Below are 14,458 nucleotides of genomic sequence, written 5' to 3' on the forward strand. Positions count from 1 at the left end.
CTCGTGACCGTCCTCGCCTCCCGTGCCGCTCGCCCTGTGCGCGCGGCCGCCCCCCTCGCCGACCTGGGCCCGATCGCGCAGCTGCGTGCGGGCCGGCTGCCGCGGCGTCTCGCCCAGCTCTACGTCGGGCTCGTCCTCTACGGCGTCTCGCTGGGCATGATGGTCCGCTCCGACCTGGGGCTGGCGCCCTGGGACGTGCTGCACTCCGGCATGGTGCGGTACCTCCCGCTGACCCTGGGCCAGGCCGTCGTCGTGATGAGCTTCGTGGTGCTGCTGCTGTGGATCCCGCTGCGCGAGGTCCCGGGCCTGGGCACCGTCAGCAACGCGCTGGTGGTCGGCTTCTCCGCCGACGCGACCCTCTGGCTGCTCGACCGCCCGGACGCGCTCGTGCTGCGGGTCGGCCTGGTGGTCGGCGGGGTGGTGCTGTGCGGGTACGCCGGCGCGATGTACATCGGCTCGCAGCTGGGGCGCGGCCCCCGCGACGGGCTGATGACCGGCCTGGCGCGACGTACCGGCCGCTCGCTGCGCCTGGTCCGCACCGGCATCGAGGTGACCGTCGTGCTGGCCGGCCTGGCGCTCGGCGGCGTGCTCGGCCTCGGCACCGTCCTCTACGCCCTCGCGATCGGCCCGCTCACCCAGCGCTGGCTCCCGGGCTGGACGGTCGAGCTGCCCGACCGCTCCTGAGCCCCGCGGCGCCAGCCCGACGCCGTCCGCGGAAGGATCGGCAGGGAAGCGTCAACGTCCCAGGTTTACTTGGGATGTTGACGCTTCGCGGGTGTTGCAACGGCAGGGAAGCATCAAGATCCCAGGTTTACTTGGGATGTTGACGCTCCGCGGCCGATTCAACCGCCGGGCCCAGCGCCCCGGCTAGCGCTTGGTGGCGATGAGGGTCGAGGCGTCGGAGGCGACCATGACCTCGACGGCGGTGAACCGCTCGTCGGTGAGCCACTGCTCGCGCAGCGTGTCCACGCGTCCGCCGGTGATCGGCGGCCACAGCTCGCACGGGGTGAAGTCGTCGAGCACGACGATCCCGCCGGCCTCGACCAGGTCGGCGACGGCGTCGACGCCGACCTCGGTGGGCTCGCCGGAGTCGAGGAACAGCAGCGAGAACGGGCCCTTGTCGAGCAGGGTCGACCAGTCGGCGGAGAGCACCTCGACCTGGGGGTCGTCGACGAAGATCTCGGCCGCGGCGCCGGCCAGCCTTGCGTCGAGCTCCGCGGTCACGATGCGGGTGTCGGCGTCGCGCACGCCGGAGCGCAGCCAGGCGGTGCCGACGCCGCAGCCGGTGCCGAACTCCGCCATCGTGCCGCCGCGGGTCGCGGCCAGGGTGGCGAGCAGCCGGCCGGTCTCGTTGCGGCAGAACGACACGTAGCCGGAGCGTCGCGAGACCGCGAACGCACGGGACACCACGTCGGGCAGGTCGGGTGGCGCGCTCATGGCGGGGAGTCTCCCATCCCGGTACGACCGTCTCGGATGGCGGACGGTTCGCCGAGACCTGTGGCGGGCCGCGGGGAGGCGGCGTACGGTCGGCGCATCATGCGGAGCGTCTTCGTACTCATCGAGCGCCGCGGCGAGGCCCAGCAGTAACGACTGCACCGTGAGGCCCCTCTCGCCGCGGTGATCGGCGTTTGCTCCCGGGCCTCACCCCCTCACACCACCCGAAGACGCCACCGCGGCGGACCGCCCAGCAGCACGTGCGCGATCCGCATCCCTGTCGGTCCTCGGCCGCACGCGATCCGTGCGGTCCTCCTGCTCCTCCGCGGGGCGTCCTCCGGGCAGCACCTCCATCCCGTGACCGTCCCCGAGACCGTCCCCGAGACCGTCCCCGAGACCGTCCCCGCCGAGCAAGGAGAAGACCGATGTACGACATGTATCCCGAGTGGGGCCCCGCTCGCCACGACCCGGAGAACCCGATGGGCCGCGAGGCCGTCCAGCGCTCTCTCGACCTGCGGGACAACGGCGGCCAGCGCCCCGACGACAACTAACGTCCGGCCCCATGACCACCCACACCACCAGCCCCACCAGCGGCACGGTCCGTCTCGCCGTCATCCCCGGCGACGGCATCGGCCCGGAGGTGACCGCCGAGGCCCTCAAGGTCCTCGAGGTCGCCTCGCCCGACGGCGTGAAGTTCGAGCAGACCCGCTACGACCTCGGCGCCGAGCGCTACCTCGCGACCGGCGAGGTGCTGCCGGACTCGGTGCTGGCGGAGGTCCGTGACCACGACGCGATCCTCCTGGGCGCCGTGGGTGGCAAGCCCAACGACCCGAACCTGCCCCCGGGCATCCTCGAGCGCGGGCTGCTGCTGCGGCTGCGCTTCGAGCTCGACCACTACGTCAACCTGCGGCCCTCGCGGATCTTCCCCGGCAGCGTCTCCCCGCTGTCGGAGGCCGTCACCGGTCGCGGCGAGGTGGACTTCGTCGTGGTCCGGGAGGGCACCGAGGGTCCCTACACCGGCAACGGCGGCGCACTGCGCGTAGGCACCCCGCACGAGGTCGCCACCGAGGTCTCGGTCAACACGGCGTACGGCGTCGAGCGGGTCGTCCGCGACGCGTTCGCCCGTGCCGAGCGCCGGCCCCGCAAGAAGCTCACCCTGGTCCACAAGACCAACGTGCTGGTCAACGCCGGCTCGGTGTGGTGGCGCCTGTTCCAGCAGGTGGCCGCCAAGCACCCCGACGTGACGACCGACTACATGCACATCGACGCGGCGATGATCCACCTGACCACCGACCCGCAGCGCTTCGACGTGGTGGTGACCGACAACCTCTTCGGCGACATCATCACCGACCTCGCCGCCGCCATCACCGGCGGCATCGGCCTCGCGGCCTCCGGCAACGTCAACCCCGACCGGACCGCGCCCAGCATGTTCGAGCCCGTCCACGGCTCGGCGCCCGACATCGCCGGGCAGCAGAAGGCCGACCCCACCGCCGCGATCCTCTCGGCGTCGCTCCTGCTCGACCACCTCGGCCACACCGAGGCCGCCGCGACCATCGAGTCCGCGGTCGTCGCCGACCTCGCCGCCCGCGAGCCGGGCACCACCCGGACCACCACGGAGGTCGGCGACGCGGTCGCGGCCCGAGTAGGCGGCTGACCGTCGGTCCCGGGTGTCCTGAGCCCGGGCCGGCGGCGCGACCTGTGTCCCCCCGCCCCATCCGGCCGACCCGGCCCCGCCGGCCCGAGCTCACCGAGGACTACCGTGACCCCCATGCAGATCCGCACGACCCGCAACGAGAACCCCGTCGCCGAGGACCGCCTCGCCCAGGTCCTGGCCGACCCCGGCTTCGGCAACCACTTCACCGACCACATGTTCCGCGTGGAGTGGACGCCGGACGCCGGCTGGCACGACGCGCGGATCGAGCCGTACGGCCCGCTCAGCCTCGACCCCGCCACGGCGGTCCTGCACTACGCGCAGGAGACCTTCGAGGGCATGAAGGCCTACCGGCACGCGGACGGCTCGGTGTGGTCGTTCCGCCCGGAGGAGAACGCCAAGCGGATGGTCCGGTCCAGCCACCGGCTCGCGCTGCCGGTGCTCGAGGTCGAGGACTTCATCGAGGCCGTCGACGAGCTGGTCCGCGTCGACGAGCGCTGGGTGCCGACGACCACCGAGCCGGGGACGGGGGAGAAGAGCCTCTACCTGCGCCCGTTCATGTTCGCCTCGGAGAAGTTCCTCGGCGTGCGCCCCTCCCAGCACGTCACGTTCATGGTGATCGCGAGCCCGGCGGGCTCCTACTTCAAGGGCGGGGTCAAGCCGGTCACGCTCTGGCTGACCGAGGAGTACACCCGCGCCGGCCGCGGCGGGATGGGCGCGGCCAAGACCGGCGGCAACTACGCCAGCTCCCTGGTCGCGCAGCAGGAGGCCACGAGCCACGGCTGCGACCAGGTCGTCTTCCTCGACAGCCAGGAGGGGCGGTACGTCGAGGAGCTCGGCGGGATGAACATGTACTTCGTCTACGACGACGGCCGCATCGTCACCCCCGAGACCGGGACGATCCTCGAGGGCATCACCCGGGCCAGCATCATCGAGCTGGCCGGCAAGCTCGGGCACCAGGTCGAGGAGCGCCGGTTCTCGATCGACGAGTGGCGCGAGGGCGTGACCAGCGGGGCGATCCGCGAGATCTTCGCCTGCGGCACGGCCGCGGTCGTCACCCCCGTGGGCGGGCTGAAGTGGGACGGCGGGGAGGTCCCGGCCCCGGCGGAGACCTCGCTGACCATGCGGATCCGCCAGGCCCTCGTGGACGTCCAGTTCGGTCGCGCCGAGGACACCTTCGGCTGGATGCACCGGATCCTCTGAGATTCCCGGTGACGCACCGGTGAGGATTCCCGGAGGCGGCTGCCGCCGCCGGTCGGGAGAGGTTACCCTTACCTAAGTACGTCGCGCACCGGGCGCGACCCGGGTGAGGGAGGCAGCGCGATGAGCGCCGTGCTCGGCCCCCCGACGTCCGCACCGCACCCGCCCGGGCCCGCGCGCCCGGGCGGTGCCGACGGGTCGGGCCGCACGCGCTCGGCCCTCCGGGGCCTGGTCGCCGTCGCCGTGCTCGCGGTCGCGCTGCTGCTCGTGTCCCTCGCGAGCCTGATGTGGGGCGCCCGCGACATCGCCGCCGGCGCGGTCTGGGACGCACTGGTCTCCCCGGTCCCCGGCGACAACGACCACCTCGTCGTCCGGGACCTGCGGGTGCCCCGCACGCTGATCGGCCTGGTCGGGGGCGCCGCCCTAGGCGCGGCCGGCGCGCTGATGCAGGGCGTGACCCGCAACCCGATCGCCGACCCCGGCCTCCTCGGCATCAACGCGGGGGCCTCGCTTGCGGTGATCGTGGCGATCGCCGGGCTCGGTGTGTCCACGACCGCCGGCTACCTGTGGTTCGCCTTCGCCGGCGCCGCGATCGCCGCGCTGGTGGTGTACGGCGCGGCCTCGCTCGGGTGGGAGGGCGTCACGCCGGTGAAGCTCGCCCTGGTCGGTGCCGCGCTCACCGCGACCTGCACGTCGGTCATCACCGTCGTGCTGCTCACCGACACCCGGACCCTGGGGGAGTACCGCTTCTGGCAGGTGGGGTCGCTGGCCAACCGCCCGCTCGACGTGCTGACCACCGTGGCGCCGTTCGTCGCGGTCGGGCTGGCGCTCGCCCTCGCCTCGGGCCGCGTGCTCAACGCGCTGGCCCTCGGCGACGACGTCGCCCGCGGGCTGGGCCAGGACATCACCCGCGGGCGCCTCCTGGTGGTGGCCGCCGTCGTGCTGCTGTGCGGCTCCGCGGTCTCGCTGGTCGGGCCGATCGCGTTCGTCGGCCTGGTCGTCCCGCACATCGCCCGCGCGGTCGTCGGGCCGGACTACCGCTGGATCGTCGGGCTCTCCGCCTTGGTCGGGCCGGTGCTGCTGCTGGTCGCCGACATCGCCGGTCGCCTCGTCGCCCGCCCCTCCGAGCTCGAGGCGGGCCTCGTCGTCGCCGTCGTCGGGGCGCCGGTGCTCATCACCCTGGTGCGCCGGTCGCGGGCGGTGGCGGCGTGAGCGCGCCGGCCGTGCTGGAGCACGGCTCCGACCCGGTGGTGGACCGGCGCGAGGTCGCGGGCCGCGGCCTGCGCACGGACCGCCGGCGCCGCCTCCGGCGCCGCCTGCTGGTCACGCTCGCCCTCACGGTCCTCGCCGCGGTCCTCTCGGTGACCGCGCTGATGCTGGGCGACTACCGTCTCTCGGCAGCCGAGGTGGTCCGCACCCTGGCGGGCTCCGACGAGGGCGCGGCCCGCTTCATCGTGATGGACCTGCGGCTCCCGCGGCTCGTGCTCGGGATCCTGGTCGGCGTGGCGTTCGGCCTCGCCGGCGCGCTCTTCCAGTCGGTCCTGCGCAACCCGCTGGCCAGCCCCGACGTCATCGGCATCTCCCAGGGCGCCAGCGCCGGGGCTGTCACCGCCCTGCTGGTCGTCGGGAGCGCGAGCGGCGTCGTCGTGCCCCTCTCCGCGCTGGCGGGCGGAGCGCTCGTCGGCCTCCTGCTGTACGCCGTCGCGTGGCGTGGCGGGATGACCGGACACCGCTTCGTGCTGGCCGGCATCGGCGTCGCGTACGTCTGCACGAGCCTCATCGGCTACCTGCTGACGCGCAGCGACGTCAAGGAGGCCCAGGTCGCGCTGCTGTGGATGACCGGCAGCCTGGGCCAGGCGGACTGGCCGCTGGTGCGGACGCTCGCGGTCGCCGTCGTCGTGCTGGTCCCGCTGGTGGCCTGCGTCGCGCGGGGCCTCTCGCTGCTGCTCCTCGGCGACGAGCAGGCCGGCAGCCTGGGCCTGCGGCCGGAGGTGACCCGGGCCTGCGTGGTCGGCCTCGGCGTGGCGCTGGCCTGCGTGGCGACCGCCGCCGCCGGGCCGGTCGCCTTCGTGGCGTTCATCGCGGCCCCGGTGGCCCGGCGGCTGCTGGGCGACGGCACGCTCGCGCTCCTCCAGTCGGCGCTCGTCGGCGTGGTGCTGGTGGTCGGGGCCGACGTGGTGGCCCAGCACCTGCTGCCCGCCGACCTCTCCGTCCCGGTCGGTGTCGTGACCGGCGCGGTGGGCGGCCCGTACCTCATCTGGCTGATGGCCAGCGGACGCACCCGGAGGGCCTGATGGCCCGGATCGAAGGAGACGGCGTGAGCCTCGTCGCGGAACGCCCGGCAGCGGGCGGCCCCCAGCACCTCCCGGACGACGCCCTGGAGCACCACGACCCGGTCAGCCTGGTCGCGCGCGGTCTCCACCTCGCCTACGACCAGCGCACGGTCGTGCAGGGCGTCGACCTCGAGATCCCGGCCGGCAAGGTCACGGTCATCGTCGGTGCCAACGGCTGCGGGAAGTCGACGCTGCTGCGCGGCCTCGGTCGCATCCTCAAGCCGACCGGTGGCTCGGTGCACCTGGGCGGCCAGGACATCCAGCGGATGCGTCCCCGCGACGTCGCGGCGGTGCTCGGGCTGCTCCCGCAGCAGCCGGTCGCGCCGGAGGGGATCACCGTCGCCGACCTCGTCGGCCGGGGCCGGCATCCGCACCAGGGCGCGTTCCGGCGCTGGAACGCCGGTGACGCCGACGCCGTCGCGACGGCGCTGGCGCTCACCGACACCCACGAGCTGGCCGGTCGCCGGGTCGAGGAGCTCTCGGGCGGCCAGCGCCAGCGCGTCTGGGTCGCCCTGATGCTGGCCCAGGACCCGAGCATCATGCTGCTCGACGAGCCCACGACGTACCTCGACATCGCCCACCAGGTCGACGTCCTCGACCTGCTCGCCGAGCTCAACGAGGAGCGGGGGACCACGGTGGTGATGGTGCTGCACGAGCTCAACCTCGCCGCCCGGTACGCCGACCACCTCGTCGTGATGTGCGAGGGCCGGCTGCTCCGGGAGGGTGCGCCCGCCGACGTGCTCGACGCCGACTGCGTGCAGGAGGCGTTCGGGCTGACCGCCCGGGTCGTCCCGGACCCCGTCACCGGGTCGCCGCTCGTGGTGCCGGTGGGCCGCCGCGGCTCCGGGGCGGGGCGTGCGGCTGTGCCGGACGCCACCACCCCGGGCCGGTGAACCTGCTGTAAGGTGAGCCTCACCTAACCACCTGGACCGGGCTCGGCCGGTCCCGCACCTCGAGGAGTGGACGTGACGTCCCTTCGTCCCCTGAACCGGCGCCGCCGGCTGTCCCGCCTGGCGTTGCCCGTCGGCGCCCTCCTGCTCGCCCTGCCGCTCGCCGCGTGCGGCTCGGAGTCGGACTCCGAGGAGACGGCCGGTGACGCCCCCGCCGAGGAGACCTTCGAGCCGGTGACCATCGACCACGCCTTCGGCTCCACCGAGATCGACGAGGAGCCCGAGCGCGTCGCCACCTGGGGCTGGGGCAGCGGCGACGCCGCGCTGGCCCTCGGTGTCGTGCCGGTCGCCATGCCGGAGTACTCCTACGGGGCCGACGAGGCCGGCCGGATGCCGTGGCAGACCGAGGCGCTCGAGGAGCTCGGCGGCGAGGAGCCGGCGCTGCTCAGCGAGACCGCCGAGCCGCCGTTCGAGGAGATCGCCGAGGCCGCGCCCGACCTGATCCTCGCCAACTACTCCGGCATCACCGAGGCCGACTACGAGAAGCTCTCGAAGATCGCCCCGACCGTGGCCTACCCCGACCAGCCGTGGGCCACCCCGTGGCGCGAGGTGATCACCACCGTCGGTGAGGCGCTCGGCAAGGCCGACGAGGCCGAGCAGGTGCTCGCCGACATCGACGCCGAGGTCGCCGCCGCCGCCGAGGAGCACCCCGAGTTCGAGGGCAAGACCATCGCCGCGGTCGCCGTCGACCCGTCGGCCTTCTACGTCTACCGCGGTGCGGACCCGCGCGTGGAGTTCCTCGAGGACCTCGGCTTCACCCTCGCCCCGAGCGTCGACGAGCTCGACACCGAGGAGACGACCTTCTACTACACGGTCTCCACCGAAGAGGTCGACAAGCTCGGCTCCGACGTCCTGGTCTCGTACTCGCCGACCGAGGAGGCCGCCGCGGAGGTCGACAAGAGCGCGGCCGCCAAGGCCATGCAGCAGTTCCAGGACGGCACCGTGGCCCGGGTCGTGGGCGAGTCCCTCGTCTCCTCGGTCTCCCCGCCGACCGCGCTGTCGCTGACCTGGGGGCTCGACGACTTCGTCGAGGCCCTCGTGCCGGCCGTCGAGAAGGCCGACGCCGCGGGCTGAGCCCCACCGTGCAGCACCCCGCTCGACCAGCCACACCGCGACCGCGTCCGGGACTCCCGGGCGCGGTCGCGGCGTTCCGCGCGTCCGCGCCGGATAGATTGCGCGGGTGACGACGCAGCAGGCGGTGGTGGGGGACTACACCCTGCTCACCAAGATCGGCGAGGGCGGCATGGGCGTCGTCCACCTGGCCCGGAGCCCCGAGGGGGACCGGGTCGCGCTCAAGGTGCTGCGGCCGCACATCGTCGGCGACGACGAGGCGCGGCAGCGGCTCGCCCGCGAGGTCAGCTCGCTGTCCCGCGTCCGCTCCCGCTGGGTCGCCGAGATCGTCGACGCCGACCCGTGGGCGGTCGTGCCGTTCGTCGCGACGCGCTACGTCCCCGGTCTCTCCCTGCACGACCACGTCGTGGAGGAGGGGCCGATCACCGGCGCCGACCTCACCTGGTTCGCCGCCTCGCTCGCCGAGGGGCTCGCCTCGGTCCACGCCGCCGGGGTGCTGCACCGCGACGTGAAGCCCTCGAACGTCCTGATGGAGGGCCGCACGCCGATCCTCATCGACTTCGGCCTGGCCCGCGTCGCCGACGACCCGAAGCTGACCCACACCGGCTGGCTGCTCGGCACGCCCGGCTACCTCGCGCCGGAGATCCTGTACGGCGACGACGCGACGACCGCCTCCGACGTCCACTCCTGGGCGGCGACCGTCGCCTACGCCGGCACCGGCCGCCCGCCCTTCGGCCGCGGCCCGTCGATGGCGGTCATGGACCGCGTGCGGCGCGGGGAGCACGACGTCTCCGGACTGCCCGGCGACCTCGCCGCCGTCGTCGAGGCCGCCCTCGACCCCGAGCCGGAGCGGCGGCCCACCCTCGACCAGCTGCTCGCCTGGCTGCGGCCGCAGGTCGGGCGCGGGCGACGCGTCCCCCCGCCCGTCCTCGAGCCCGAGCCCGAGCCGGTGCTCGAGCCGGCGATCGAGACCCTGCCGGTGATGCTGGACCGGCCCGACGCCGACGGCACCCACACCCGCCCGTTCGAGACCCTGGTGGACCACGACGCCCGCGAGGCGGGCCAGGAGCCGACGGTCCACGACTGGGACGTCGCGGAGTACGTCGTCCCGCGGACCTCGGTCGGCGAGCGGTTCCGCCGCGGGACGCTCCTGCTCGGCGGCGCCCTGGCCACCGGCGCCGGCTTCGCGGCGTACCCCTGGGTCGCGACGGCGCTCACCCTCGTCCTGGTCTGGCTGCTGCGCAGCGGCTCCCTGGCCGCGAGCAAGGCCGGCGACCGCCGGCGCCTGCGCGGCCGCAAGTGGTACGACGGCGTGCTGCTGCTCCTGGGGGCGCCGTGGGACCTGGTGCGCTCGATCCCCGGCACCGTCGTGCTCCTGCTGTGGAGCCTCGGGCTCGCCCTTGCCGGCGGCCTGCTCTGCTACGCCGTGGCGGCGTCGGTGCCGGTGACCCTGTTCGTCTGCGGGACGCTGCTGGCCGGTGCGCTCTGGCTCGGCCCCGGTGGCTCCCGCATCCGCTCGCCGCTGTCGCGCGTCGTCGACCCCACAGCGCGCGGCGTGCGCGGCTGGCTCGCCGGGCTGGTCGCGGTGGCCGTGCTCGGTTGCGGCCTGGGTGCGCTCGTCGAGGCCTCCGGCACCTCCTGGGCGCCGGACGACGGCCGCCCGTTCGCCGACCTCTCGGTGCCGGACGGTGGGCTGCTCGGCGGGTCCTGACCCATCCGCCGTCAGCCGCCGTACGAGGGCGGGACGTCCTCGGGGCGGGTGCCCCAGGCAGGCCGGTCGGCGTCGGTGGTGTCGACGACGACCGTGCGCGGGCGACCCGGCCCCAGGCCGAGCCACGTCGAGGTGTGGGCCCGGCCGTCGACGGTGACGGCAGCGACGTGGCGGCCGTCGCCGCGCCGCACCAGCCGGGTGGCGGTGCCCCCGAGCGGTCGCACGACGACCTCGTCGAAGAGCGGCCGGCCCAGCGCGGTGACGTCGGTCCCGGGCACGAGCGGCTGCAGGCCGAGCGCCGCCCAGACGTACCACGCCGACAGCCCGCCGAGGTCGTCGTTCCCGGGCAGCCCCGTCGGTCCGGGACGCCACAGCTGCTCCAGCGCCCGGGCCACGACGTCCTGGGTGCGCGCCGGCTCGCCCAGCCACAGGTGGGCCCACGGCGTCAGCAGGCTCGGCTGGTTGCCCAGCCAGGCGTGCCGGCCGGCGCCCGCGTCCAGCTCGGCGTGGAGGTCGTCGAGACGGGCGAGGACCTCGGAGCGGGTCCCGAGAGCCGCGAGCAGGCCGGCCATGTCGTGCGGGACGAACCACGTGTACTGCGTGGCCGTGCCCTCCTGGAACCCCGTGCAGCAGGACGAGGGGTCCCAGCCGGAGCCCGGGAACGAGCCGTCGGCGGCGCGCGGCGCCAGCACCCGGCGCGCCGGGTCGAGCAGGTGGCGCCACCAGCCGCTGCGGGCCAGCAGGCCGGCGGCGTCGCGGCCGCGGCCCGCCGCCGTGGCCAGCCGGGCGACGGCGAAGTCGTCCACCGCGTGCTCGAGCGTCGTCGAGGCGTCCCCGGGCACCCAGCCGCGCTCGAGCTGCGCGGCGAGGCCGGGGCGTGCGGGCGTCGGGACGGTCGCCTGGCGGACCAGGGCGTCCACGACGCCGGGGAGGTCGAACTCTCGGGCGCCGTAGGCATGTGCCGCGGCGGCCAGCGGCGCGGCGGAGTCGCCCGACATCACGAGGGTGTCCTGGGCGACCAGCGGCCACCGGGGCATCCAGCCGCCCTCCCGCGCCGCCGCGAGCAGGCTGGTCACCAGGTCCGAGGCGACGTCGGGCCGCAGCCAGGCCAGCAGCGGGGTGTGGGTGCGGTAGGCGTCCCAGGCGGTCGCCGCCGTGTAGCGCCGGTGGCCCGCCGCCACCCGGTGCACCCGGCCGTCGAAGCCGGGGTAGCGGCCGTCGGCGTCGCTGACCGTCGTGGGGTGCAGCAGCACGTGGTACAGCGCGGTGCGCAGCGTCGTGCGCTGGGCGGTCGTCCCGCCGGTCGCGGCGACCCGGCCGAGCTCGGCGTCCCACGCGCGGGCGGCCTCGGCGCGCAGCCGCTCGACCGACCAGCCCGGTGCGTCGGCCACGAGGTTGCCGCGGGCGCCGGCGGCGTCGGCGAAGGACACCGCGACCTGGGTGCGCACCGTGCGGCCCCGGCGGCCCCGGCCGTCCGTGGGGCGGTCGAGGCGCAGGACGACCCCGCCGGGCCAGCGCCGGACCGAGGCGATCGGGCGGTCCAGGCGCAGCCGCACGTGCACGTCGTACGTCGTGGGGGTGCCGCAGAACCCCCCGCTGGTCGCCCGCACCACCACCTCGCGGCGGCCCACCAGCCGCACCCGGGCCGCGCTCGTGCCGGCCAGGCTGCCGTCGGCCTTGACCACCAGCCGCGGTGCGGCGCCGCGGGGGAACCGGTAGGCGGCCAGTCCCGAGCGGTCGTCGGCGGCGAGGGAGGCGGTGACGCCGTTGGCCAGCCGGACGCGGTACCACCCGGGTGCCGAGCGCTCGCTCGCCCGGTCCAGCGCGACGGTCGCCGCGGAGGGGTCGGCGGGCGCGCGGCCGGTCCACGGCAGCACCGGGACGTCCCCGAACGCAGGGCAGCCCGCCCCGGAGAGGTGGGTGGGGGAGAAGCCGCGGACGTGGGTGTCGGTGGCGGCGTACCCCGAGGCCGTCGCCGACGGCGTCCCGCCCGTCGCGTCGGCGGTCGTGTCCGGCCCCAGCTGGACCATGCCGAACGGACGGGCCGCCGCGGGCGTCGTGGCACCGCTGGACCACGGCGGGGCCCCTCCGGTGCCGGTCGTGAGGTCCGGCTGCGGGAGTTCCGGCTGCGTGAGGTCCGGTTGCGGCTGGCCGACGGCGCCCGCGCACGAGGCGGGTGGGACGAGGGAGAGCGCCGGGAGGGCCACGAGCAGCGCCGCCGTGCCTGCCGTGCGCCGCCACCTCACCAGGGGAGCGTACGGGCGGGAGCCGGCTCGCGTGCTGAGATCACCGTCCCGGCCAGCGGACGGCCGTGGCACGATGGCGCCGTGCAGCGCACCGCGATCATCATTCCCTAGCGCGTCGAGCCCCTCGACGCGCCGACCTCTCGCACCCCGAGAGGTTTTTTTGTGCCCGCACACCAGCACCAGCCCCCCGCACCAGCCCAGACCAGCCCACACCAGCCCAGCCCGGAAGCAGAGACAGACCGATGGACCTCCACGGCTCGTTCCACGTCTACGACACGACGCTGCGCGACGGCGCCCAGCAGGAGGGGCTCAACCTCTCCGTCGCCGACAAGCTCACGATCGCCCAGCAGCTCGACGGACTGGGGGTCGGCTACATCGAGGGCGGCTGGCCCGGGGCGAACCCCAAGGACACCGAGTTCTTCCGCCGCGCCGCCGCGGAGCTGGAGCTGCGGCACGCCCGGCTGGCGGCGTTCGGCGCCACCCGCCGGGCCGGGGCGCGGGCGGCCGACGACCCGATGGTCGCGGCGCTGCGCGACAGCGGCGCGGGCGTGGTGACGCTGGTGGCCAAGTCCTACGACCGGCACGTCGAGCTGGCGCTGCGGACCACGCTGGAGGAGAACCTCGCGATGGTCCGCGACACCGTCAGCCACCTGCGCGCCGAGGGGCAGCAGGTGTTCCTCGACGCGGAGCACTTCTTCGACGGCTACCGGGCGAACCGGGCCTACGCGCTGGAGGTGCTCCGGACGGCGTACGACGCCGGGGCCGAGGTGGTCGCCCTGTGCGACACCAACGGGGGAATGCTGCCCACCTGGGTCTCCGACGTGGTCCACGACGTCGTCGAGACGACCGGCGTGCGGGTCGGCATCCACTGCCACAACGACACCGGCTGCGCCGTCGCGAACACCCTGGCCGCGGTCGAGGCGGGCGCGACGCACGTCCAGGGCTGCATCAACGGGTACGGCGAGCGCACCGGCAATGCCGACCTGGTGACCGTCGTGGCCAACCTCGAGCTCAAGCTGGACCGCGCGGTGCTGCCGGCGGGCCTGCTGCGCGACGCGACGCGGATCGCCCACGCCGTCGCCGAGGTCACCAACGTCCCGCCCGCCTCGCGCCAGCCCTACGTCGGCACATCGGCGTTCGCGCACAAGGCCGGCCTGCACGCCAGCGCGATCAAGGTCGACCCGAACCTCTACCAGCACATGGACCCGGTGGGCGTCGGCAACGACATGCGCCTGCTGGTCTCCGACATGGCGGGTCGGGCCTCGATCGAGCTGAAGGGCCGCGAGCTCGGGTTCGACCTGGACGCCGGCACGCCCGCCGGCAAGGACCTGGTCACGCGGATCACCGAGCGGGTCAAGCTGCTGGAGTCGCGCGGCTACACCTTCGAGGCGGCCGACGCGTCGTTCGAGCTGCTCCTGCTCGAGGAGGTCGAGGGCGCCCGGCCGGCGTACTTCGAGGTCGAGTCCTGGCGGGTGATCACCGACTCCAAGCCCGCCGAGGAGGCGCTCTCGGAGGCCACGGTCAAGCTGCGGGCCGCCGGGGTGCGCTACGTCGTGACCGGTGAGGGCAACGGTCCGGTCAACGCGCTCGACCAGGCGCTGCGGTCGGCGATCGGGCAGGCGTTCCCCGAGGTCGCGAAGTTCGAGCTGATCGACTACAAGGTGCGCATCCTCGACCAGGGCCACGGCACCGACGCGATCACCCGGGTCCTCATCGAGACCACCGACGGCCGGTCGTCGTGGGTGACGGTCGGCGTGGGCGCCAACGTCATCGAGGCGTCGTGGGGCGCGCTCGTCGACGGCCTCACCTTCGGCCTGCGCCGCCACCACGCCGACTGAGCCGCGGGTGGCCGGAGGCCGGCC

12 protein-coding genes are annotated in these 14,458 nt (G+C 74.8%); 10 read left to right on the top strand and 2 right to left on the bottom strand.

From position 1 onward, the window contains the following. The first annotated feature begins 3 nt into the window (after nt 1–3). Nucleotides 4–684 carry a YitT family protein gene (locus OSR43_RS06875; RefSeq protein WP_302270477.1) on the top strand — a complete coding sequence of 227 codons (681 nt, stop codon included), beginning with the start codon at nt 4–6 and terminating at the stop codon, nt 682–684. A gap of 183 nt (nt 685–867) precedes the next feature. Here OSR43_RS06875 and OSR43_RS06880 read toward each other — a convergent pair whose 3' ends face one another. After that, on the bottom strand, nt 868–1,437 hold the full coding sequence (locus OSR43_RS06880; RefSeq protein WP_302270478.1) for an O-methyltransferase: 570 nt from the start codon (nt 1,435–1,437) through the stop codon (nt 868–870). Between the two features lie 422 nt (nt 1,438–1,859). Between OSR43_RS06880 and OSR43_RS06885 the strand changes: the two genes are divergently transcribed. The 8 genes from OSR43_RS06885 to OSR43_RS06920 all read left to right on the top strand — a co-directional run bounded on the left by OSR43_RS06885 (nt 1,860) and on the right by OSR43_RS06920 (nt 10,350). Continuing rightward, nucleotides 1,860–1,985 carry a hypothetical protein gene (locus OSR43_RS06885; RefSeq protein WP_302270479.1) on the top strand — a complete coding sequence of 42 codons (126 nt, stop codon included), beginning with the start codon at nt 1,860–1,862 and terminating at the stop codon, nt 1,983–1,985. 11 nt (nt 1,986–1,996) lie between these two features. Next, nucleotides 1,997–3,088 (top strand): 3-isopropylmalate dehydrogenase, encoded by a 1,092-nt coding sequence (locus OSR43_RS06890; RefSeq protein ID WP_302270481.1) that lies wholly within the window; start codon nt 1,997–1,999, stop codon nt 3,086–3,088. A gap of 114 nt (nt 3,089–3,202) precedes the next feature. Next, nucleotides 3,203–4,288 (top strand): branched-chain amino acid aminotransferase, encoded by a 1,086-nt coding sequence (locus tag OSR43_RS06895; RefSeq protein ID WP_302270482.1) that lies wholly within the window; start codon nt 3,203–3,205, stop codon nt 4,286–4,288. A 120-nt stretch (nt 4,289–4,408) separates the two neighbouring features. Continuing rightward, on the top strand, nt 4,409–5,497 hold the full coding sequence (locus OSR43_RS06900; RefSeq protein ID WP_302270483.1) for an iron ABC transporter permease: 1,089 nt from the start codon (nt 4,409–4,411) through the stop codon (nt 5,495–5,497). Beyond that, nucleotides 5,494–6,579: an iron chelate uptake ABC transporter family permease subunit gene (locus OSR43_RS06905; protein ID WP_302270485.1), complete on the top strand. Its 1,086-nt coding sequence runs from the start codon at nt 5,494–5,496 to the stop codon at nt 6,577–6,579. Before OSR43_RS06900 ends, OSR43_RS06905 begins: the two co-directional genes overlap by 4 nt. A gap of 23 nt (nt 6,580–6,602) precedes the next feature. Further along, nucleotides 6,603–7,511 (top strand): ABC transporter ATP-binding protein, encoded by a 909-nt coding sequence (locus OSR43_RS06910; protein WP_367891517.1) that lies wholly within the window; start codon nt 6,603–6,605, stop codon nt 7,509–7,511. A 72-nt stretch (nt 7,512–7,583) separates the two neighbouring features. Continuing rightward, nucleotides 7,584–8,642: an iron-siderophore ABC transporter substrate-binding protein gene (locus OSR43_RS06915; protein ID WP_302270486.1), complete on the top strand. Its 1,059-nt coding sequence runs from the start codon at nt 7,584–7,586 to the stop codon at nt 8,640–8,642. A gap of 106 nt (nt 8,643–8,748) precedes the next feature. Next, entirely contained in the window at nt 8,749–10,350 is a 1,602-nt protein-coding gene (locus tag OSR43_RS06920; RefSeq protein WP_302270488.1) for a serine/threonine-protein kinase, read from the top strand. A gap of 11 nt (nt 10,351–10,361) precedes the next feature. Here OSR43_RS06920 and OSR43_RS06925 read toward each other — a convergent pair whose 3' ends face one another. Next, entirely contained in the window at nt 10,362–12,596 is a 2,235-nt protein-coding gene (locus OSR43_RS06925) for a GH92 family glycosyl hydrolase (RefSeq protein WP_302270490.1), read from the bottom strand. A gap of 242 nt (nt 12,597–12,838) precedes the next feature. Between OSR43_RS06925 and cimA the strand changes: the two genes are divergently transcribed. Further along, entirely contained in the window at nt 12,839–14,434 is a 1,596-nt protein-coding gene (cimA, locus tag OSR43_RS06930; RefSeq protein WP_302270492.1) for a citramalate synthase, read from the top strand. Nucleotides 14,435–14,458 lie beyond the last annotated feature (24 nt).

The sequence above is a fragment of the Nocardioides sp. Arc9.136 genome, assembly GCF_030506255.1.
In the GTDB taxonomy this organism is placed as follows: domain Bacteria; phylum Actinomycetota; class Actinomycetes; order Propionibacteriales; family Nocardioidaceae; genus Nocardioides.